21 protein-coding genes are annotated in these 19,682 nt (G+C 42.1%); 10 read left to right on the forward strand and 11 right to left on the reverse strand.

Annotated elements, in window-relative coordinates; genetic code table 11:
- The first annotated feature begins 42 nt into the window (after nt 1-42).
- Nucleotides 43-477 carry a YqaA family protein gene (locus tag PULV_RS14740; RefSeq protein WP_086745642.1) on the forward strand — a complete coding sequence of 145 codons (435 nt, stop codon included), beginning with the start codon at nt 43-45 and terminating at the stop codon, nt 475-477.
- Nucleotides 478-502: 25 nt separating this feature from the next.
- Here the strand turns inward: PULV_RS14740 and folX are convergent, their stop codons facing one another.
- Genes folX through folM form a run of 3 tightly spaced genes read right to left on the reverse strand, consistent with a single transcriptional unit; the run spans nt 503 to nt 2,151 of the window.
- A complete protein-coding gene (folX, locus tag PULV_RS14745) occupies nt 503-859 on the reverse strand; it encodes a dihydroneopterin triphosphate 2'-epimerase (protein WP_086745641.1) in 357 nt (118 codons plus the stop codon).
- 8 nt (nt 860-867) lie between these two features.
- Nucleotides 868-1,422: a GTP cyclohydrolase I FolE gene (gene folE / locus PULV_RS14750; RefSeq protein WP_086745640.1), complete on the reverse strand. Its 555-nt coding sequence runs from the start codon at nt 1,420-1,422 to the stop codon at nt 868-870.
- A gap of 18 nt (nt 1,423-1,440) precedes the next feature.
- Nucleotides 1,441-2,151, reverse strand: coding sequence for a dihydromonapterin reductase (gene folM, locus PULV_RS14755; protein WP_193332131.1), 711 nt, complete (start codon nt 2,149-2,151; stop codon nt 1,441-1,443).
- A gap of 231 nt (nt 2,152-2,382) precedes the next feature.
- On the opposite strand from folM, the gene PULV_RS14760 reads away from it, so the two are divergent.
- Nucleotides 2,383-3,270, forward strand: a complete 888-nt coding sequence (locus PULV_RS14760) for a sulfite exporter TauE/SafE family protein (protein WP_086745841.1) — start codon at nt 2,383-2,385, stop codon at nt 3,268-3,270.
- 42 nt (nt 3,271-3,312) lie between these two features.
- On the opposite strand, the gene PULV_RS14765 is transcribed toward PULV_RS14760, so the two are convergent.
- The 4 genes from PULV_RS14765 to PULV_RS14780 all read right to left on the reverse strand — a co-directional run bounded on the left by PULV_RS14765 (nt 3,313) and on the right by PULV_RS14780 (nt 6,347).
- Nucleotides 3,313-3,501: a hypothetical protein gene (locus PULV_RS14765; RefSeq protein WP_086745638.1), complete on the reverse strand. Its 189-nt coding sequence runs from the start codon at nt 3,499-3,501 to the stop codon at nt 3,313-3,315.
- 82 nt (nt 3,502-3,583) lie between these two features.
- Nucleotides 3,584-4,660, reverse strand: coding sequence for a GGDEF domain-containing protein (locus PULV_RS14770; RefSeq protein WP_086745637.1), 1,077 nt, complete (start codon nt 4,658-4,660; stop codon nt 3,584-3,586).
- A 147-nt stretch (nt 4,661-4,807) separates the two neighbouring features.
- On the reverse strand, nt 4,808-5,638 hold the full coding sequence (nadE, locus tag PULV_RS14775) for an ammonia-dependent NAD(+) synthetase (RefSeq protein ID WP_086745636.1): 831 nt from the start codon (nt 5,636-5,638) through the stop codon (nt 4,808-4,810).
- 64 nt (nt 5,639-5,702) lie between these two features.
- Complete coding sequence (locus tag PULV_RS14780) at nt 5,703-6,347, reverse strand: YceH family protein (RefSeq protein WP_193332132.1); 645 nt, start codon at nt 6,345-6,347, stop codon at nt 5,703-5,705.
- Between the two features lie 234 nt (nt 6,348-6,581).
- Here PULV_RS14780 and PULV_RS14785 point away from each other — a divergent pair, with 234 nt between their 5' ends.
- The gene (locus tag PULV_RS14785) at nt 6,582-8,882 is read left to right on the forward strand and encodes a penicillin acylase family protein (RefSeq protein WP_405127494.1); all 2,301 of its coding nucleotides are present in this window, start codon (nt 6,582-6,584) and stop codon (nt 8,880-8,882) included.
- A 50-nt stretch (nt 8,883-8,932) separates the two neighbouring features.
- On the opposite strand, the gene PULV_RS14790 is transcribed toward PULV_RS14785, so the two are convergent.
- Nucleotides 8,933-10,135, reverse strand: a complete 1,203-nt coding sequence (locus tag PULV_RS14790; RefSeq protein ID WP_193332134.1) for a TonB family protein — start codon at nt 10,133-10,135, stop codon at nt 8,933-8,935.
- Nucleotides 10,128-10,502 carry a BlaI/MecI/CopY family transcriptional regulator gene (locus PULV_RS14795; protein WP_086745632.1) on the reverse strand — a complete coding sequence of 125 codons (375 nt, stop codon included), beginning with the start codon at nt 10,500-10,502 and terminating at the stop codon, nt 10,128-10,130. The genes PULV_RS14790 and PULV_RS14795 overlap by 8 nt, the downstream gene beginning before the upstream one ends.
- Nucleotides 10,503-10,698: 196 nt before the next feature.
- On the opposite strand from PULV_RS14795, the gene PULV_RS14800 reads away from it, so the two are divergent.
- From PULV_RS14800 to PULV_RS14830, 7 genes are all read left to right on the forward strand, one after another.
- Nucleotides 10,699-11,565, forward strand: coding sequence for an MBL fold metallo-hydrolase (locus tag PULV_RS14800; protein WP_193332135.1), 867 nt, complete (start codon nt 10,699-10,701; stop codon nt 11,563-11,565).
- Nucleotides 11,566-11,717: 152 nt separating this feature from the next.
- Nucleotides 11,718-12,656, forward strand: coding sequence for a prohibitin family protein (locus tag PULV_RS14805; RefSeq protein WP_086745631.1), 939 nt, complete (start codon nt 11,718-11,720; stop codon nt 12,654-12,656).
- A gap of 84 nt (nt 12,657-12,740) precedes the next feature.
- On the forward strand, nt 12,741-14,261 hold the full coding sequence (locus PULV_RS14810; RefSeq protein WP_086745630.1) for a carbon-nitrogen hydrolase family protein: 1,521 nt from the start codon (nt 12,741-12,743) through the stop codon (nt 14,259-14,261).
- A 12-nt stretch (nt 14,262-14,273) separates the two neighbouring features.
- Nucleotides 14,274-15,209 carry an SPFH domain-containing protein gene (locus PULV_RS14815; RefSeq protein ID WP_193332136.1) on the forward strand — a complete coding sequence of 312 codons (936 nt, stop codon included), beginning with the start codon at nt 14,274-14,276 and terminating at the stop codon, nt 15,207-15,209.
- Nucleotides 15,210-15,229: 20 nt separating this feature from the next.
- Nucleotides 15,230-15,682 carry an NfeD family protein gene (locus PULV_RS14820; protein ID WP_193332137.1) on the forward strand — a complete coding sequence of 151 codons (453 nt, stop codon included), beginning with the start codon at nt 15,230-15,232 and terminating at the stop codon, nt 15,680-15,682.
- Between the two features lie 54 nt (nt 15,683-15,736).
- Nucleotides 15,737-16,768 (forward strand): RDD family protein, encoded by a 1,032-nt coding sequence (locus PULV_RS14825; protein WP_193332155.1) that lies wholly within the window; start codon nt 15,737-15,739, stop codon nt 16,766-16,768.
- Complete coding sequence (locus PULV_RS14830; RefSeq protein WP_227009414.1) at nt 16,761-17,477, forward strand: pseudouridine synthase; 717 nt, start codon at nt 16,761-16,763, stop codon at nt 17,475-17,477. The genes PULV_RS14825 and PULV_RS14830 overlap by 8 nt, the downstream gene beginning before the upstream one ends.
- A 127-nt stretch (nt 17,478-17,604) precedes the next feature.
- Here the strand turns inward: PULV_RS14830 and PULV_RS14835 are convergent, their stop codons facing one another.
- Both PULV_RS14835 and PULV_RS14840 read right to left on the reverse strand, forming a co-directional pair.
- A complete protein-coding gene (locus tag PULV_RS14835; protein WP_176365238.1) occupies nt 17,605-18,441 on the reverse strand; it encodes a glucosaminidase domain-containing protein in 837 nt (278 codons plus the stop codon).
- Nucleotides 18,442-18,663: 222 nt separating this feature from the next.
- Nucleotides 18,664-19,680, reverse strand: a complete 1,017-nt coding sequence (locus PULV_RS14840; RefSeq protein WP_193332138.1) for a succinylglutamate desuccinylase/aspartoacylase family protein — start codon at nt 19,678-19,680, stop codon at nt 18,664-18,666.
- Nucleotides 19,681-19,682 lie beyond the last annotated feature (2 nt).

The raw sequence follows: 19,682 nt of genomic DNA on the forward strand, positions 1-19,682 counted from the left end.
GCGAGTTTGATATACTCGCTTTTTTTATGTAGATAAGTGTCTATGGCCTACCTTTCACTGTTTTTAACCGCATTTGTTGCCGCAACTATTTTGCCCAGCGCGTCAGAAGTACTGCTTACAGGCTTAGTGACACAAGGTTATCACCTCTGGGGGCTTTTTTTCGCGGCCACAATAGGAAATGTATTAGGGAGTTGTGTTAACTGGTGGTTGGGGCGTGAGTTTTTACGTTTTAAAGACAAAAAGTGGTTTCCACTCGATAGTGAAACGCTTGAAAAGGCACAAACCCGCTTTAAACGCTATGGCACGTATAGTTTGTTATTGGCTTGGGTGCCAATTATTGGCGATCCGCTGACCATAGTCGCAGGGACCATGAAAGTACGATTTGATCTCTTTATTGTTTTAGTCACCATCGGAAAAGCCTGTCGCTATGCAGCGGTGATTGGCGCAGTGGTAGGGCTTGGGCAGTTATTTGCTTAGTTAAAACTGCCCCGATAAACACTAATTATTTCTGCCAAGAAAGAGTCAAGGACACTGAATCTGCAAAGCGTAATGCATGAGGTTTATCGACTCTCACTTTCGCAAAGGTCACACTGCTGTGCTGGTGGCACAGTGCTAAAATCTCTGCGACCAGCTTTTCGAGTAATAAAAAATGACCGTGCTCTACTAACTCAATGACCGCTTTTGTGACGACTTTGTAATTGAGCGCTTGGTCTACTTCGTCGAGTTCGCAGGCGGTATCTGCCGGATAGTGGATTTCAATGTTAATCACTACATCTTGCTTTTTTTCCATCTCCTCAGGGTTAAAGCCAATAAACGTGCGCAGACGCAAATTTGTAATATTAATAATGGCGTTTTGCATACGAACCCTTAGTTTTTCAGCAATTGTAGAAACTCATTGCGTGTTTTGGGATCTTGTCTAAAGTTACCCAGCATCACAGAAGTACGCATACTTGAGTTTTGTTTTTCAACACCGCGCATCATCATGCACATGTGTTTGGCTTCAACAATCACGCCGACCCCTTTAGCGCCGGTGACTTCTTCGACTGCTTTAGCAATTTGATGGGTTAATTGCTCTTGAATTTGAAAGCGGCGAGCGTACATATCAACAATACGGGCAAACTTCGATAAGCCAAGTACTTTACCATTTGGAATGTACGCAATATGGCAGCGGCCAACAAACGGTAATAAGTGATGCTCACACATCGAATATAACTCGATATCTTGAATGAGTACCATGTCATCTGCATCAGATGTAAACACTGCGTTATTAGTGATTTCGTTAAGCGTTTCTTTATAGCCCTTGGTTAAATATTCCATGGCTTTAGCTGCGCGTTTGGGCGTATCTAACAAGCCTTCTCGATTGGCGTCTTCTCCAACACTTTCAATGATTTGCTTGTAACTTTTCTTTAGTTCGTCGTGCATAATAGACTCGTTATTCGGTTATTTAAGATGGCGGCCGCCATCGACAGGTAATGTTCGGCCTGTGATGTAATGGCTATTGAGTAATAAGGCCACGGTATTGACGATTTCTTGGCTGCCAGGTTCGAGGCCTAAAATCGACTTTTTTAAGGTTTTTTCTCGGTACTGCGCACTATCGTGTTCATTAAAAATAATTAATGAAGGTGCAATTGAGTTCACTTTCACTTTTGGCGCTAATTGAGCGGCAAATGATTTGGTTAAGTTATCCAGTGCCGCTTTACTTGCAGCATAAGCAATGTGCTTTGGGCTACCTTTTTCAACAACGTAATCAGTTAAGTGAATGATGTCACTGTGTTCACTCGCGGTATTTTGTAATAACTCGGCGCAGGCTAAGTTGATTAAGTACGGCACTTTAGCGTGAATACGCATCATATTATCAAAAAGTTGCGCGAAGTCAGGATTGTTGCCTTCGCAATCCCAACTCGATGCATTGTGAATAATGGCTCTCAGTGATGAAGTGGTGCGTTTTAATTGGGTGATAAAGTCAGCAATGGCTTCATCTGAAGTAAAATCCGCTTCAATACACTTGACCCCTGCAGCTTCAAGTTCATCGATGCTGTTGTGCCTGGTGCGGTAGGTCACAATTAATGGTTGTTTGTTAGCCAGTAGCGATTTTGCTAGGGCTAAACCAATGCGCTGGCCCGCCCCTGTAATTAAAATTGGTGATTGCATTTATGAATAATAATTTTTCTATCTATCTGATTACTATAAACCAAAACGACTCATTAGTTTATTAGCTGATTTAATAAAGATACGCCTGCAAGGTGTGTTTCGATCAATGCGTGGGTATTTCTTTGATGAGGTTGATGAGGTTGATGATGCGATGTGAAATAAATGATGTAATTTTGTTAGTTTATTCCGCATAATGACAACGGTGTCTTTTCTCTGGTGGTTAAGATTTTTGTGTTAAAAGTATTTAATCAAAAGCTGAATGCTAAGATGATTCCCCTGACGTTTACCTTACTGGTGTATGGCGGTTGGTTGTTATCGCAAGGGCCGTCAGCGGCGTTCGCTAATTTCCTTGCGCAAATCAGTGTAGCTTTAACTATGTTAGTGGGCTCTTTTGTCGCAGGTGGCACAGCATTAGGTGGTGGAGCGGTTGCGTTTCCTGTGATGACCAAGCTCCTTGCTATTGAGCCTGCAACAGCAAAAGTTTTTTCGCTAGCAATCCAGAGCTTTGGTATGACAGCTGCTGCATTAACCATTATTTTTTGCAGTATTCGCTATTATTCTGATGTTGTATGGCGAGCGTTGTTAGGTGCCGTGCCCGGTGTATTAATTGGTTTAATGTTTATTGCTGAGCATTTACCACGCTTAACAACAAAAACGGTGTTTAGTCTGTTTTTGTTGTTGTTTGCATTAACGTTACTACGATTACACTTCACTCATAAAGGTTATAAAGAATCCTCACAGCTGGTTAAGCCTTATCTAATTACTGTGGTTGGCTTTTTTGGTGGGATCGCAAGTGGCTTAGTGGGATCTGGGGCAGATATTATGGTCTTTGCTTTAATGGTCTTATTTTATAAAAAAGAACTCAAAGCTGCGACTGCAACGTCAGTGCTCATTATGGCGGTGACTTCTATTATCGGTTCGGTATGTAATGCCTTTTACCTTGATAGCATCACACCTGAAGTAACTGCGTATTTACTTGCGGCGATACCTGTTGTTGTCGTTGGCGCCCCGCTGGGCGCTTATGTGTGTGCACGTGTTAAGTCTGGGACTTTGCTGAGCTTTTTGTTGTTACTCATTGTGCTTGAGGTTGGATTTACTGCGCTTGAATGGATTAAATGACTTATTTTTTAAAGTCATAAACAGAAAAATCAGGTTGTCAGTTCAGCGTAAATGACTGAGCTGACAATCAAATAAAATATCGTTATCAAGACCTTGAAGGCCAAGACACTCACATTGAGATTCAAATTCATCTAAATTAGCTTGAGCCCACATAATGTCAGATTTGATGATATCTTCACGGCCAAAGCTTTGTGCTCTTTGTAATGCCAGTACTTCAATCAAGGTAGTCATAACGGTTCCTGTAAAGTTGAAACTATCTTGTTATACAGTGCTCAAAAAACAAGCGATCACTGTTGTTAAAATATAAACCGAATTAATGTGTCGCATTGGCGCGATAAAACGCAATGCGATTGCGTCCTTGTTGCTTGGCAATATAAACAGCACGATCAGCTTGTTCGATTAAATCGGCTGGGCTACCAGTTAAATATTCGGCAATACCAAATGATGCGCTAATCTTTCGCAGGTTTTTGCCTGTTTTACTGTCTTTTACCGCGAGTCGTTCGATGGCCACTCGAATGGATTCGACAAATGCTTCACAACTTTTTGAATCGCTATTTTGACTAATAATACAAAACTCTTCGCCGCCAAACCGATAAACCGTATTGAGTAGGTTGCACTTGTCTTTGAGCATTTTAGCGACAATTTTCAGCACCTGATCGCCTTTTTGGTGGCCAAAGTCATCGTTGAATTTTTTAAAGTGATCAATATCTACAAAGGTTAAAAATAACTGGCTTTGTTTGTTTTTACTTTGGCAGAGTGCGTCAATATCTTCATCAAATGAGCCACGATTTAATAAGCCCGTCAATGCATCGTGGTTGGCATCTTGTTTCGTTTTTTGCAATTCGAGACGCAGGCGAGAAATCTCTTTGTGAGCAATATCGAGTTTGGTTTGAAATAACGACGCAGTTTGTTGCATTGCTTTTGATTCTTCACTAAGTTTGCCGACTAAGTCAAGAATGGCATCAGTTGAAACAACGCCGGTTTGCATACTCGTTAAACTAGTATTGCACTCATTGAGCGCGTGAGAAAATTCCTTAGTGTGATCTAAGGTGTCGATAATATCGGCATTCATATTTAGCACTAGATTATCAACTTCGAGGGCGACTTCATCGTACAGCTCAAGATCTTTGTCGGATAAAAATTCCTCAAAAAGCTCCCGAGATAATGCCGGAGGGCACGTGCCGAAAGTTTTTAATGCTTCGTTGAGCTTGTCGTTTAAGTTAGGGTGTTTACCCGACACGTAGGTGTACCACAATGCATAATTAGCCGGTGTGACTGCGATGTTGTATTTGACCATGAGTGGCACGGCTTTACGGAGGCATTCCGCAGAATGGTTGACAGTACTGTGTTGTTGCTTATTCAAATCCCAAGTCGAATTGTTTGTTAACATGACGCGTTATCCTTCTTACAATCAATCCTTACAGCTAGTGAGTGTAGTTGAGCCCAGATTAATGTGAGAAATATTTCCCTTATTTTTAACCAAAAAAAAGCTTGATAGTACTGCTATCAAGCTTTTAAAAAAGAAGAGCAAAACAGGTTAATCGTAAATCGTCGGGATTGGCTGGCGCTTATGTTCAGTGCGGGTATAAATTGCAATGAGTGTGTCTGCAACAGCTTTGTCGACTTCTTTTCCCTCGAGGAAGTCATCGATTTGATCGTAACTCAATCCTAGCGCTTCTTCGTCAGCAAGCCCTGGTTTATCGCATTCTAAGTCGGCCGTTGGGACTTTTTTAACTAAAATATCAGGGGCGCCTAGAGTGTGGGCAAGCAAGCGAACTTGGCGCTTAGATAAACCAAAAAGTGGTGCTAAGTCACATGCACCATCACCAAATTTAGTATAAAAACCAGTGATGTTTTCTGCGCTGTGATCAGTACCGACGACTAAGCCGCCGGTAAGTCCTGCGATTTCATATTGCGCAACCATCCGCTGGCGTGCTTTTACATTGCCTTTAACAAAGTCAACGGCGTCATTGCTTGGTAAAGGCAGCCCTGCTTGGTGCAAGCCTTGTAATGCTTGTGTATGCAAGCCATCTGCGCCGTCTTTGATATTAACCGTAATGCGTTTTGATGGCTGAATAAAATCAACCGCTAGTTGAGCTTCGTCTTCATCGGCTTGCACACCATAAGGTAAGCGCATTGCGATAAATTGATATTTATCGGTTGAGAGTTCAGTGTTGAGCTCGTCGACAGCAAGTTGGCATAAACGGCCACACGTAGACGAGTCGACTCCACCACTAATGCCCAGTACCAGCGAGCGAGAATGAGAAGCCAAAAGTTTTGTTTTAATAAAGTCGATACGGCGTTTGATTTCAAATGCCGGATCGATTGTTGGTAGCACTTTCATTTCGGCTAAAATGTGCGCGCGCATGGGCTCTCCTAAAAGTAGCGATAATAAAAAACTAGCCAGTATTATCTGGCTTCATGACAAAAAGTTAAAGCCCTAAACTCTGTTTAATTTGCTCAACTTGGTGTTTTAATTCGGCGATCTCTAGTTTAAGTTCTCCGATTTCTTGCTGCAAAGCTTGACTGTTTTGCGGGTGATTGGGCTCGTTTGCTTCGGCTGTGAATTCAGGAGCGGCCTCACAGAAAAGCTGACTATATCGAGATTCGCGTTTACCCTGTTCTCTTGCGTGCTTAGCGACGTAACCTTGTTCAATGAGAGTATTGAGGGCTTGTTCTACTTCTTGCACATTCGCAAATTCCGCCAAACGATTTGTTCGGGTACGTAACTCGCCCGGTGTTTGTGGGCCTCTTAGAAGCATCACGCAAATAATGGCTTTTTGCTGAGCGGTAAATTTTAGGCTTCCGAATTCTGTATTGCAGAAACGATGTGTGTATTTATCGACGCGACCAGAAAACCCCTCATCTTTTGTTACTAGTCGGCTAGCAGCAAGTTCATCAAGTGCATTTTGTACATCAGCTTCAGTCAAGCTAAGCACTGGCTCGCGATTTGATTTTTGGTTACAAGCATTGGTTAGGTTATTTACGGACATCGGATATTGCTCGGGAGTGGTGACTTCTTTTTCGAGCATGCAACCAATAACGCGTGCTTGCATTGGTGTGAGTATTAATTCCATCTGTGATACCTCTTAATGCGTTGAATTGACACTGTAAACGAGCTGCAGGTGTGATGCAATTAGGATGAAGTTAAAGGTCGGATATATCGTCAGCCATCGATACAGCAAAATCATCGAATGTTTAAACTTTCGTCATATTTTGATCATCAAATCTTAGTATTAACATCAAAGGTAAGTGTGGTAATTTGAGTTAATAATAAAATCAATGTCATAACAACAGGAATGAACGCAATGATACTGCGGCTATTTAAGTGGATAACAACCGGGTTAATTTTATTGGCTTTGTTAACAACCGCTCTGGTTTATGGGGTGTTAAGTATCAGCTTACCAAGTTTGTCTGGTCAGGGTCAGTCTCAGGGGGTTTCACAGCCTGTTTCGATAGCTCGTGATGCGCTCGGAACCGCAGTGGTCTCTGCAAACAATCGCGTTGATGCAGCTTATGCACTTGGCTTTGCTCACAGCCAAGATCGTTTTTTCCAAATGGATTTATTACGTCGCAATGCAGCAGGCGAGCTCAGTGAATTATTCGGAAAAGCGGCTTTAGATCTCGATAAAAAAATGCGTTTTCACCAATTTAGAAAACGCGCTAGTAAAATTGTTACCCAACTTCCAGAGCGGGATCAGCAAATTTTAGCCGCTTATGCACAAGGCGTGAACGAAGCACAAGCGCAAAGTTACCCAAGTTTTGAGTATTTATTAGCTGGTGCAGAGCGCCAACCTTGGCAGCCAGTTGATAGCTTGTTAGTTATTTATACTATGTATCTTGATTTACAAACGGGCAATTTTGAGCGTGATTTAGTGCTTGAACAGGTTAAGCAGCAATTTGGTGATGAGATGCTCACGTTTTTGACCCAGCCAAGTCAATATCAAGCCGCGCTTGATGGCAGTGAAGAGCCGATACCAGATAGCGATATACCAGAGCTGAGCTTACAGCTAAAGGCACAATTGGCGTATCAAAAAATTGCTGAGCCATTGGGGATTGGCAGTAATAACTGGGCCGTAACGGGGGCATTAACTGAGTCTGGCCATGGCATGTTATCTGACGATATGCATTTATCCATTGCTGTGCCAGTGATTTGGTATCGTGCTCAGCTCAATTATTATGAAAATAATCAACAGCATCAAATAACAGGTGTTACTTTGCCGGGAGCGCCTGCAGTTGTGGTTGGAACAAACGGGCATGTAGCGTGGGGCTTTACCAATGGTTATCTCGATACGGCTGATTGGATTAAGCTTGATGATGCCGTGGCAACGTATGATGTTGAAGAACAATACCCTATTGTTGATGGCACAACCGAAGTGGCGGCCTTAACAATGAGTGACTATGGTCCTGTCAAGGAAGTGAACGGGCAGCGTTATGCATTGAGTTGGGTGGCGCATCAACCCTATGCGGTGGATATGGAATTGTTAAATTTAGAACAAGCACACTCTGTGGGTCAGGCGCTTGAGGTTGCAAAAACCATCGGTATTCCAGTGCAAAATATGTTAGTTGTCGATAAGCAAGGGCAAGCAGCATGGCAGCCAACAGGCGCGGTGCCAGCCCGAATCAATCCAAGTGATGTGGCAGTGGATCCGGCGGAGTATTCAGTTTTATGGCAAGAGGATGCGAGCGATTTACCGCAAGTTCGTAATCCTGACAATCATCGTTTATGGACGGGTAATTCGCGAGTGATTGCTACAGAGCAGCTGCCTCGATTTGGCGACGGAGGATATGCTTTAGGTGCGCGTGCGGTGCAAATACGCGACAGGCTAAATGAAAAAGAGCGTTTTTCAGAACAGGACTTTTATCAAATTCAGTTAGACAATCAAGCGCGGTTTTTAACTAAGTGGCATGGTTTATTGATAAGTACGCTGAAACAAGAGCCAGAGCGATTTGCGCGTGATATTAAGGATCTCGAAAATTGGCAAGCATGCGCTTGTCCAGACTCGGTGGGGTATACCCTTGTTAGGCATTTTCGCAGTCGCTTAACTGATACCGTATTCAGCGCTGTTGAAAGTCAGTTATCAGAACATGACTTGTCGTTGAGCGCGATCAAAAATAACTTAGAGACGCCTATCTGGCAGATGATTGCTGCACAACCATCAAGTTGGTTACCAGCAAATTATGGCACTTGGCCTGAGTTTATGCTTGAGAGTTATCAGCAAATGCGCGATGAGTTGTTAGAAATACATGGTCAAAGTCGCCATGCATCATTGCAAGTTTTGCAGTGGGGTAAAGTGAATGAACTGCGTATTCAGCATCCTTTTTCGAAACAAATCCCATTGTTGAGCCATTTACTTGATATGCCTCGATCTCCGGGATTTGGTGACAGCTACATGCCGGCAGTACAAAAAACAGGCTTTGGCGCATCACAACGTCTGTTTGTGCAACCTGGTCTTGAAGAAAATGCGATTCTGACTCTGCCTGGTGGGCAATCAGGGCATCCTTTTTCGCCGTTTTATCGGGCTGGATTTAGTGATTATGTACAAGGTAATAATACTCCATTATTACCAACAGAGACGATGCATCAGATTACAATCAGCCCACTTAAATAAGGCTCTAAAACCGTTAAAGTAGTATTAAAAAAGGAGCCGAAGCTCCTTTTTTAATGATTTGAATTTGATACTTTAATTCGTTCGATTAAATCACGTTTGGCACTTAGTTCAGATAAGGCAAAGTCGAGTTGTACCAAGACACCTTTAAACCCAGCAGAAGATGGTTGATATTGCCACTGCTCAAGTGCAACTTTAGCGTTGTGGTTAAATACATTTTGCGGCTCTGCGCCAACAATTGATACGTTTTCTACTTTTCCAGCTGATGATATGTCGTATTTAAGCACGACAGAGCCTTCAATGTTGTCTCTGGCGGCTAGAGGTGGATATTTGGGTTCAATACGCATAATTGGTTTAATTTCATTGGCATGCTTAGCGAGAGTCTCGTTGGTATGATCACCTGCAACAGCGACGCCCCCGAGTAGTCCAGTGACCAATGTCAGCAAGGCTATTTGTAAGAAAGGTTTATGGGCTGAGCGAGTTTTAATAAAGTTTAAACGATTTAACATAGTCCGTTTCTCCGTGTAATGGGTGTAGGCATACAGTTGGTGTTGGTTATTTTCGATGCTCAGTAACATTGCTTTGCCATAGGCTAAGCGTTGCTCTGGGCTTTTATTGTGTAAAACGGTTTCGTCGCACGCGAGTTCTTGCATACGTCGATAACTCTGATAACCCAGCCAGCTCAATGGGTTAAACCAAAATAGGCATAACAAGCTGACGGCGAATAAATTAAATAAGGTATCTTTACGTCGATAATGGCAAAGCTCGTGTTCGATGATCATCGCCAATTGCTGCTGGGTGTAAAGTGACTCGTAATTGGCTGGAAGCACTAGTTTTGGTTTGATAAAGCCAATCAATAAAGGGCTGGCAACTTGAAAGCTAGTAACAACTTCGATCGGTACTTGCTGTGATATCTTTAATTGTGCAGGCTGATGAGCAATGCGTTGTTTATGCGCAATAAAACTCACAAACAAGGTTGATACCAATCCAACTAGCCATAAAAACCAGCTAAATTGCAGGTTGAATTGCTCTTGTCCTTGCTCTGCAAGTGTGACTGTGTATTTTGTCAGCACAAAATCTGTTTGTGGTTTGAGCTCATTGGGTAAGTTATTGGCCACTAAAACAATCGGGATAAGCAGCCACAAAACATAGCTAAACCGCGCGCTAAGTTGCTTAACTAAATGGCGCTCCACCAGTAATAATAAAATCAGAGCGCCGCTAAGCACGAGTTGTTGATTAAAGAGCCAATCAATCATTTTCTTTTTCCCATTTTGCGATAACTTGCTTGAGTTCATCGATATCTCGCTGGCTTAGCTGCTCTGTTTTAGCAAACCCTGCGACCAAAGGCGCAATCCGGCCGCTGAATAAGCGTTCAATTAAGCTCTGGCTTTCTTTTAGGGTGTAGCTGTCGCGCTCTAATAGCGGTGAATATAAATAGCTGCGCTGCTCTTTTTCAAAACTGATGGCACCTTTTTTAACCATGCGATTAAGCAACGTTTTGACTGTTTTATCATGCCAAGGTTTATGCTGGTTCAATCGTTCAATTATCTCATTCGCTGAAGTGGGGTGTGCCTGCCAAATGGCTTCAAGAACTTCAAATTCGGCTTTGCTTATTTCGATCATTGTTCGTCCTTATTAGTATTACATTTGTAATCAATTATTTTAGATTACATCTGTAATTTATGTTCTGCAACTGTTAATTGAACAATGTTTACACATTTCACGTATTGGCTTAATGTAAAGCTGTGCAAATAAGCGCTGACTTGTTTTTGAGGAGAGTCGATGACTGCTTCGCTCACTTACTCAATAGGATGAAATAATGATAAAAAAATCACTACTTGCAATGGCGTTAACCTCTCTGACAGCTATGAGTTATGCCGATGAAGTGCAAATAAAAACAGAGCAACTGACTGACAATATTCATGTGTTATTTGGTCAGGGCGGAAATATAGCAGCGAGTGTCGGGGACGATGGTATTTATATTATTGATGATCAGTTCGCTAAGTTGTCTGACAAAATTAAACAAACGATTAGTAATTTAAAACCGGGCAGTGCTGAGTTTGTGATTAATACTCATCATCATGGTGACCATACGGGTGGAAATGAAAATTTTGCCAACGCGGGTAGCCATGTAATTGCCCATGATAATGTTCATAAACGGTTAGTTGAAAAGCATGGCGAAGATTCTAAATATGTTCCTGTTTTGAGCTTTTCTCATAATATGAGTCTGCATTTTAATAATGAACACGCCAAAATAATGCATTTTGCTCATGCGCACACTGATGGTGATGCGGTGGTTTTTTTTAACAAAGCAAACGTGGTGCATATGGGGGATATTTACTTCAACCTTGGTGGGTTACCGTTTGTTGATGTCGAAAGTGGTGGCAGTGTGAATGGTGTATTGGCAGCTGTTGAAGCTGTGATCAGCCATACAGATGAGCAAACAAAAATTATCCCGGGGCATGGTCCTGTAAGTAATCAAAAGGAACTTAAGCAGTATCATCAATTGGTGACACAGGCAAAAGAGGTCATGCTTACTGCGATGAAAGATGGTGCCAGCGAAGAGGCGGTGGTTGCTGCAAAACCACTATCAGTACTAAATCTACAATACAGTGGTTGGCTGCCAGAAGAGCGTGTTACTAAGCTGTTTTATCAAAGCCTGTCACAAAAACCACATCATCATTAATGAGTATGCAACAACAAAATAAAAGGCCGTGTTGCCTTTTGTTTTGTTGTAAAGACCGTTAACGCAGCCTTCAAGACCATTAGTCATTATTTATATCTCTGACTCGCTTTTTTTGTTACTTTTTATGTAACAAAACAAGGGAATAAATATATATGGCTATTAATAACAATGAATTACCAGATTTAGCCTCTGTGGCTACAAAAAAGAAAGGCACTGTAGTTGGGGTTGTTGTCGCCTTAGCTGGATTGGCGGTTTTGTTTCAATCTATGTACACCGTTGATGAAGGTCATGTGGGCATTGTAAAGCGCTTTGGTGAGGCGACAGAACAAGTTAATCCAGGCTTACATACGAAAATTCCAATTGTAGATACCGTCGAAGTACTGGAAATACGTACCCGCAAAAATGTAGAAAAACTCAATGCGTCGACTCATGAGCAAATGCCCGTGACGGCGGAAGTATCGATTAACTGGACGGTTATTCGCGAGCAAGCATTTGAGCTATTTAAAAGCTACGGGGGGTTAACCCAATTTGAAACCAGAATACTCGACCCTAAATTACGTTCTGCAACCAAAGATGCACTGGCGCGCTACAAAGCGGAAGAGCTGATCCAAAATCGTTCACAAGTCATTGCACAAATAGAAGAGTTGTTGATTGAAGGGATGAAAGAGTACCCAGTGAAACTCGACTCTGCGCAATTAGAAAACTTAGGATTACCACAAAAATATATTCAATCGATTGAAACGAAACAGACAGAGAAAAACTTAGCGGCGGCTGAAATGCACCGTTTAGAGCGTCAAAAATTAGAAGCGCAACAACAAGTGAATACAGCTTTCGCACAACGAGATGCTGCAAAGGCACAAGCGGATGGTAAAGCGTATGCCATTAAAGCAGAAGCACAGGCTGAAGCTGAAGCAATAAAACTTAAAGGATTAGCTGAAGCTGAATCAATTCATAAAAAAGTAGAAGCGTTGAAAGGATCTAAAGAGATGGTTGAGTATGTGCGTGCTCAGCAATGGAATGGTCAAATGCCTACTACGATTATGGGCGCTGATCAGAATGTGCTTTGGAACTTAGATGAAAAGAAAAAGTGACATTCGGCACTGAACAGATAAAACTGACTATTAGGTGAGGGGAAACCCTCACGATAGTTCATTATTCACATCAATGAGGTTGAAATGGCAGCGGAAAAAGTTCATTTAAAAATTTGTAATTTGGCCAAACACCAATACGAAGACATTAAGCAGTTAATGGATGGTGTCTACACAGAGTTAGGTGGCGCATGGCCAATGCATACGATCTCGCATTTGATTGATGAATTCCCAGAAGGGCAAATCGGTATTTTAGATGACGGTCATTTAGTGGGGATTGCCTTAAGTGTGCAAGTTGATTATACCCGTTTTTCTAATCCGCATACCTATGAGGATATCGTAGATAGTAACGATAACATTAACTCAGATAGCGAGGGCGATGCGTTATATGGATTAGATGTGGTGATTGCCGCTTCGCACCGAGGATTGCGCTTAGGTCGTCGTTTGTATGATGCGCGAAAAGAGCTATGTCGTCAGTATAACTTAAGAGCTATTTTAGCGGGCGGGCGGATCCCGAGATACCACAACCATTCTGATTTGATGACCCCGATGGAATATATAGAGAAGGTCGACCGTAAAGAAATTTACGATCCCATTCTGAGTTTTCAGTTATCGAATGATTTTCAGGTTAAACGGTTATTGAAAAAGTATTTACCTGAAGATGCGCAATCAGTCGGCTATGCCACTTTATTGGAATGGAACAATATTTTATATGAGCCAATGGATACGGTATTAGCATCAGCAAAGACGGTTATTCGAGTTGGTGCCGTGCAATGGCAGATGCGCACCGTTGAATCGGTCGAAGAGCTGTTAAAACAAGTGGAATACTTTGTTGATACTGTCTCTGATTATCAAAGTGATTTTATTGTCTTTCCGGAGTTTTTTAATGCCCCGCTGATGGGCTTAACGGAGCAACTTTCACAAACAGAAGCGATTCGCTACTTAGCGGAATATACCGAACTGTTTCGTAATGAAATGTCGCGCATGGCCATCGAATACAACGCCAACATTGTCACGGGTTCAATGCCATTAGCCGAAGGCGATAAAATTTATAATGTGTCGTATTTGTGCCATCGCAGTGGTCAAGTTGATGAACAGCGTAAGATTCATATCACACCTCATGAAAAAAATGATTGGGTGATCCAAGGTGGCGATAAAATTTCGGTGTTTGAAACCGACGCAGGCCGTGTGGGAATTTTGATTTGCTACGATGTGGAGTTTCCAGAGCTCGGACGTATTTTAGCAGAGCAAGGGATAGAGATTTTATTCGTACCGTTTTGGACAGATACTAAAAATAGTTACTTGCGAGTACGTCATTGTGCCCAAGCGAGAGCGATTGAAAATGAATGTTATGTTGTGATTGCAGGCAGTGTCGGTAATTTGCCTCAAGTAGAAAGCCTTGATGTGCAATATGGGCAATCAGCGGTGTTATCACCTTCTGATTTTTCATTCCCACATGATGGCATTTTATCGGAAGCCACACCGAATACTGAAATGTTGTTATTTTCAGATTTAGATTTAGATAAGTTAAAAATTCTTCACAGCGAAGGAACAGTGCGCAATCTTAAAGATAGGCGTCAAGAGCTGTACCAAGTGATTTTAAAATAAGGAAAATAAAAAATGGATCAATCTTTACTCGCGTCAAATATGTCAGCAATTGTACTGTTAATATTGGCATTTGTGGTAATCCTGACGGCCATCAAAATTGTGCCACAAGGGTATCACTATACAGTTGAGCGCTTTGGTAAATACACCCGTACACTGGCGCCGGGTTTGCATTTTATCGTCCCGTTTGTGGATGTAATTGGGCGCAAACAAAATATGATGGAGCAAGTGCTTGATGTCGACCCGCAAATCGTAATCTCATCAGATAATGCGCAAGTAACCACGGATGCGGTGTGTTTTTTCCAAGTACTGGATCCAGTTAAATCATCTTATGAGGTCAATGACTTAGAGCGTGCTATGCAAAACTTAGTCATGACCAATATCCGTTCGGTATTAGGATCGATGGAACTGGATGAAATGCTCTCTAATCGCGATCGCATTAATGGTGCCTTGTTATTAAAAATTGATGAAGCAACGGATCCATGGGGTGTCAAAGTTACGCGGATTGAGATCAAAGACATTGCACCGCCGCAAGATTTAGTCGACTCGATGGCGCGTCAAATGAAAGCTGAGCGTGAAAAGCGTGCGATTATTTTAGAAGCTGAAGGTGAGCGTGAAGCGGCGATTAAAGTGGCTGAGGGTGAAAAACAAGCGGCTATTTTAAAAGCGGAGGGCCAATTAGAAGCGGCAAAACGCGAAGCTGAAGCTCGAGAGCGTTTAGCTGGTGCAGAAGCTGAAGCCACACGCTTGGTTTCTGAATCAATCAAAGAAGGCGATCAGCGTGCGATTAATTATTTTGTAGCCCAAAAATATATGGATGCTCTGGGTAAGCTTGCTGAATCGGACAACAACAAAATCATGATGATCCCGCTCGAAGCAAGTAATATGTTGGGATCAATTGCAGGGATAGCAGAAATTGCTAAAGATGCATTTGGTAACAAGCAAGGCTAACTCGACGTGAGGAGGGTGTGATGTTTGAATGGTTAACACATTTAGAAGCGTGGCATTGGTTAATTTTTGGTTTATTACTCTTAGGAGCCGAAGCGCTAGGTGCTGCAGGGTTTTTACTTGGTGCAGCTGCAAGTGCCTTGTTAATGACAATGTTTTTATTCATTGCGCCCGAGCTTACTTGGCAAACCCAGCTGGTGGTGTTTGGATTGCAAGCAGTATTGTTGTCGGTGCTTTATTGGAAATTTTTTAAGCCGTTTAATCAACAAACTGACGACCATCAAACACTCAATCAGCGTAGCCAGCATTTGATTGGCAAGCAATGGGTGTTGGTTGAGGACGTGATTGTCGGTGAAAATCATATCCAAATTGGCGACACTTACTGGAAAGTGATCAGTGAACAGGCATTACCTGCGGGTACGTCAGTGAAGGTTAGCTCCGCAGATGCGATGCGTTTAATTATTACAGCGGCATAATTCGTCTGTTTATTAGGAAAAGGAGAGCCAGTGCACGCACTGGCTTTTTATGTGATGAAAGCAAAAGAAATAAATAAACTCGACCTCTCTCGGTCAGAAACTCGAGAGATTATTACGCCTTATGCCTTTAAAATTAACGAGCAATTATTAGGCCTTCCGCTTGCCAGTCCTGCTAGGCGTGGTTTGGCAATGCTGGTGGATATCTCATTAATTTTTCTTGCTGCAAAATTGAGTGCTGCTTTAATCGCATTTGTGGCTGCTATGGCCTTTTACCGAGGGACAGCCGAGAGTTATTTGCCAAAAATGAGCGGCTGGGTACGACGTACTTTAAAAGTATTCGCTGCGAGCATTTTATTTATTGCCAGTTTAAGTTTATTGAGCGAAGGCATTGATTACTTTGATGGTCAAGATAACGTCATTGCCAAGGGGATCAGTAATGAAGTGAATTTAACCGCTTTTCAAAAAGAAGAGTTAAATAAATACTTAAGGTTAGTGGAAGGTGATGGATGTGATGAAGCGTGTATTACACAGGCTGAAACTGAGCTTCTCACTCACATTCCTGCTTTGGCTAAACTTGAAAAAAACGAGAACCAACAACTCAATTATTTATTGTTGAAGTTAATCGCAGCGGCAGATAAGCAAGCCTCTATTCCTGATGCGTCGTTGAGTGATGTCTTTAGTGCGCAGTCACCAGAGGTGTCTGCAGTTGAAAAAACTGAAAAGACTAGCTACAGCGTGATTGAGTGGGTTAAAGGAATTATGTCTGATTTAGGGCTCGGTTTAGGTTGGGCTGCAGTGTACTTTACTTTATTCCCACTATTATGGCGTGGGCAAACGCCAGGTAAAAAATTACTTAACATCCGCGTGGTTGCGTTATCGGGGGAATATCTTTCTTTATGGGATGCCTTTGGTCGCTACGGCGGGTATGGAGCGGGCTTTGCAACGGGGTTATTGGGTTTTTTACAAATTGTCTGGGATCCGAATCGTCAGGCGATTCAAGATAAAATAAGTGCCACTGTGGTTATTCATGGCCCTTATCAACAAGTGGTGACACCTAAGACCATTGCAGCAGCCATTCATGAATGAATCCACGTCAATAGACACAATGCGCCTAGCAAAATATATCGCCCATGCTGGGTATTGCTCTCGTCGTCAGGCTTCTAGATTGATTGATTTAGGGGTTGTGACTGTTAATGGTCAAGTGGCCGACCATATTTGTTTTGTTAGTGAGCGAGATCAGATAAGCATCCAAAATCAACCTTTAGTGATTGAGTCTCAGCGTTATTATTTTATTTATAATAAGCCAGTAGGTGTTGACTGCCGATTATTGCCTGATGATCCGACCAGCTTAGTGCATCGTTTGCCGAGCGATATTCGCCTTTACCCGATTGGCCGTCTCGATAAAGACTCCCATGGTTTACTCATTTTGACCAATGATGGTGATTTTTTTCATCAGATGAATCACCCTGAAAATCACCAAGAAAAAGAGTATTTAGTGCAAGTAGATCGGCCAATAGATGCGCTTTTTTGCAGTCAAATGAGCCAAGGAGTGATGATTGATGGCCAAACCACGTTACCGTGCCAAGTGTGTTTGTGTGGGGATACCCTGTTTCGTATCACGTTACGCCAAGGTTTGAATCGTCAAATTCGTAAAATGTCAAAAGCATTAGGGCGTCGTGTTATTGATTTACAGCGTGTTCGCATAGCTAATATTCATTTGGATAATTTACCATTAGATGTGCTAAAAGCTGTTAGTAAAAATGACATCATCGGGCATGGATTACACAGTAAATAAAAGGGTTGTGGCACAATGATATGTGTCACAACCCTCAGTGCAAAATAAGTAACATCAACCTTGAGTGTATCAATAAATCACTCGTAGAGGATGCGGCATTATGTCGCAGTTTTGATTTTTGATGCTGTTATAAACCCGCTTGAGGTTGACCTACGTCATAACGAGTGAGCTTGTTTTGTCTGATCATTTGAATAACTTTTTGGGTGTATTCTTCTTTCATTTCTGAATAATCAATTAAACCGTCTACAAGTGCTGGCCCTGTAATTGGCTCATTATCATTACGTTTTTCTACACGAATATCACGCATCGGTGTGTAAGGATGAAACGCATTCAGATTTCGCATGTATTTTCTAACGGCTTCATTCACTGTTTGAAATTTTGCTACTTCATGGCTTTTATTGCCATCGCGTGATGCAGGTACAAACCCACAACCTTTACTAAAACACCAATGGCCAAATAGATTGTTTCCTTGTTGAGCAAAGCGAGAGCCTCCCCAGCCAGACTCAATCGCCGCTTGTGCTAGCGCTAAAGAAGGCGGGATGACATCGACACGGCGCAACAGTAAATTGAAAAAGTCATCACTGATAGGTTGTTCATCAATGTGATAGGCTTTCGCGTAAGCCATCAATAATTGTGTGTCTTTCTCCGAAAGGGTTTCTTGCTGTTCAAAGCGACTTTTAATACGTTTTACTTGTGCACGTTGTTCACGAATGAAGGTGTTTTGTTCCACAACAACAGGATAAAGAAAATCAAAAAAAGCTTGTTTCTTTTCTTTCACATCGGCGTACTGCGTGAAATCAGGCACAGAAGTAACAGGTGACGAGGTTCTCGCTTTTAAAGGAGATGTGATTGTGCCCGTCGCGACAGTCATTGTTTGGACTGATTGTGAACCAGCTGTTGAGTCTGAGACCGACTCAGGCTGCTTAAGAACATAAACGCTTAGCATAGCGAGAGTTACTATCATAAGGCTGCCTACCACAATTTTTTTCATTGAATGAGTCATACTTTTCCTTATTTTCATAAATCTGCATTTGTTTCGCCCTTAAATTACGTACCGTTCAATTAAGGGCGAGTGAGTTATCGTTAATTAAAATACACAGTAATAAGCAACAAAATGCACACGATAGCAAAGAGTTGTGTAAAACTGTGTGTTGCCTTGAATAAATTTTTCATGGTCCGTTAGGTGTTATTCATCAGTGGTTGGTAAATGCAAATCATGAAGTATTTCAATATGTTCAGCTACTTCATGGGTATCTTCAAAATTAGCAACATGAAACATTGCATCTCCTTCTTGAGTGAGAGGAATGTTTTGTTTACCAATAATGATACCAGCATGTTTTGCGACCACAGTATCGAGAATATCGCCAAAGGGATTGCCAATTTCAGCAAGCACTTCGTTTTTATTAACGCGATCACCTAACTGCTTTTTGTCGTTCACTAAACCACTGGCTGTAGCGCGAACCCAAGAGCTCGAAAGAGCAATAAAGGGTTCTGCGGGCTTTTTCACCTTGCGTTTACGGATCATGCCAAGCTCAGCTAAAACATTAAAGACACCTTTTACGCCCGCACTGATTGATAGCTCATCAAAACGCAATGCTTCGCCGGCTTCATAAAGAAGGATTTTCGTGCCTTCTTCTGACGCTGATTGTCTTAATGAACCATCACGTAGATTAGCGTTAAGCAAAACGGGTACGCCAAAAGATTTAGCCAGTGCTAACGTTTCTTCATCCTCTAGATTTGCTCTGATTTGAGGAAAGTTACTGCGATTGATTGCACCGGTATGTAAGTCGATGCCGTAATCACATTTGTGCACTATCTCTTTTAAAAACAAATTAGCGACACGCCCAGCTAAAGAGCCTCTCTCCGAACCTGGAAACGAGCGATTTAAGTCTCGTCTATCAGGTAAGTATCGACTTTGGTTCAATACTCCGTGAATATTCACCATAGGAACAGCAATGACTGTTCCTTTTAAGCTGTTTAACGCTTTTGATTTTATCACGCGTCGTACAATCTCGATGCCATTGAGCTCATCGCCGTGAATCGCCCCACTTAAAAAAATAGTTGGGCCAGAACGTTTGCCACGAATCACTTGAATAGGTATTGCAACTTCACCACCTGTATACAAATTAGCAACAGGCAGCTCAATACGTTTACTTTCTCCAAGCTTGATTTCAATGCCATTAATTTCAAGTGTTTTGCCCATAA

The organism is Pseudoalteromonas ulvae UL12 (assembly GCF_014925405.1).
GTDB classification, from domain to species: Bacteria; Pseudomonadota; Gammaproteobacteria; order Enterobacterales; family Alteromonadaceae; genus Pseudoalteromonas; species Pseudoalteromonas ulvae.

Bases quoted from the DNA above. Each gene is read 5' to 3' on its own strand.
- PULV_RS14740 (WP_086745642.1), top strand. From the start codon at position 43: ATGGCCTACCTTTCACTGTTTTTAACCGCATTTGTTGCCGCAACTATT.
- folX (WP_086745641.1), bottom strand. From the start codon at position 859: ATGCAAAACGCCATTATTAATATTACAAATTTGCGTCTGCGCACGTTT.
- folE (WP_086745640.1), bottom strand. From the start codon at position 1,422: ATGCACGACGAACTAAAGAAAAGTTACAAGCAAATCATTGAAAGTGTT.
- folM (WP_193332131.1), bottom strand. From the start codon at position 2,151: ATGCAATCACCAATTTTAATTACAGGGGCGGGCCAGCGCATTGGTTTA.
- PULV_RS14765 (WP_086745638.1), bottom strand. From the start codon at position 3,501: ATGACTACCTTGATTGAAGTACTGGCATTACAAAGAGCACAAAGCTTT.
- PULV_RS14770 (WP_086745637.1), bottom strand. From the start codon at position 4,660: ATGTTAACAAACAATTCGACTTGGGATTTGAATAAGCAACAACACAGT.
- nadE (WP_086745636.1), bottom strand. From the start codon at position 5,638: ATGCGCGCGCACATTTTAGCCGAAATGAAAGTGCTACCAACAATCGAT.
- PULV_RS14780 (WP_193332132.1), bottom strand. From the start codon at position 6,347: ATGGAATTAATACTCACACCAATGCAAGCACGCGTTATTGGTTGCATG.
- PULV_RS14790 (WP_193332134.1), bottom strand. From the start codon at position 10,135: ATGATTGATTGGCTCTTTAATCAACAACTCGTGCTTAGCGGCGCTCTG.
- PULV_RS14795 (WP_086745632.1), bottom strand. From the start codon at position 10,502: ATGATCGAAATAAGCAAAGCCGAATTTGAAGTTCTTGAAGCCATTTGG.
- PULV_RS14800 (WP_193332135.1), top strand. From the start codon at position 10,699: ATGATAAAAAAATCACTACTTGCAATGGCGTTAACCTCTCTGACAGCT.
- PULV_RS14805 (WP_086745631.1), top strand. From the start codon at position 11,718: ATGGCTATTAATAACAATGAATTACCAGATTTAGCCTCTGTGGCTACA.
- PULV_RS14810 (WP_086745630.1), top strand. From the start codon at position 12,741: ATGGCAGCGGAAAAAGTTCATTTAAAAATTTGTAATTTGGCCAAACAC.
- PULV_RS14815 (WP_193332136.1), top strand. From the start codon at position 14,274: ATGGATCAATCTTTACTCGCGTCAAATATGTCAGCAATTGTACTGTTA.
- PULV_RS14820 (WP_193332137.1), top strand. From the start codon at position 15,230: ATGTTTGAATGGTTAACACATTTAGAAGCGTGGCATTGGTTAATTTTT.
- PULV_RS14825 (WP_193332155.1), top strand. From the start codon at position 15,737: ATGAAAGCAAAAGAAATAAATAAACTCGACCTCTCTCGGTCAGAAACT.
- PULV_RS14830 (WP_227009414.1), top strand. From the start codon at position 16,761: ATGAATGAATCCACGTCAATAGACACAATGCGCCTAGCAAAATATATC.
- PULV_RS14835 (WP_176365238.1), bottom strand. From the start codon at position 18,441: ATGATAGTAACTCTCGCTATGCTAAGCGTTTATGTTCTTAAGCAGCCT.
- PULV_RS14840 (WP_193332138.1), bottom strand. From the start codon at position 19,680: ATGGGCAAAACACTTGAAATTAATGGCATTGAAATCAAGCTTGGAGAA.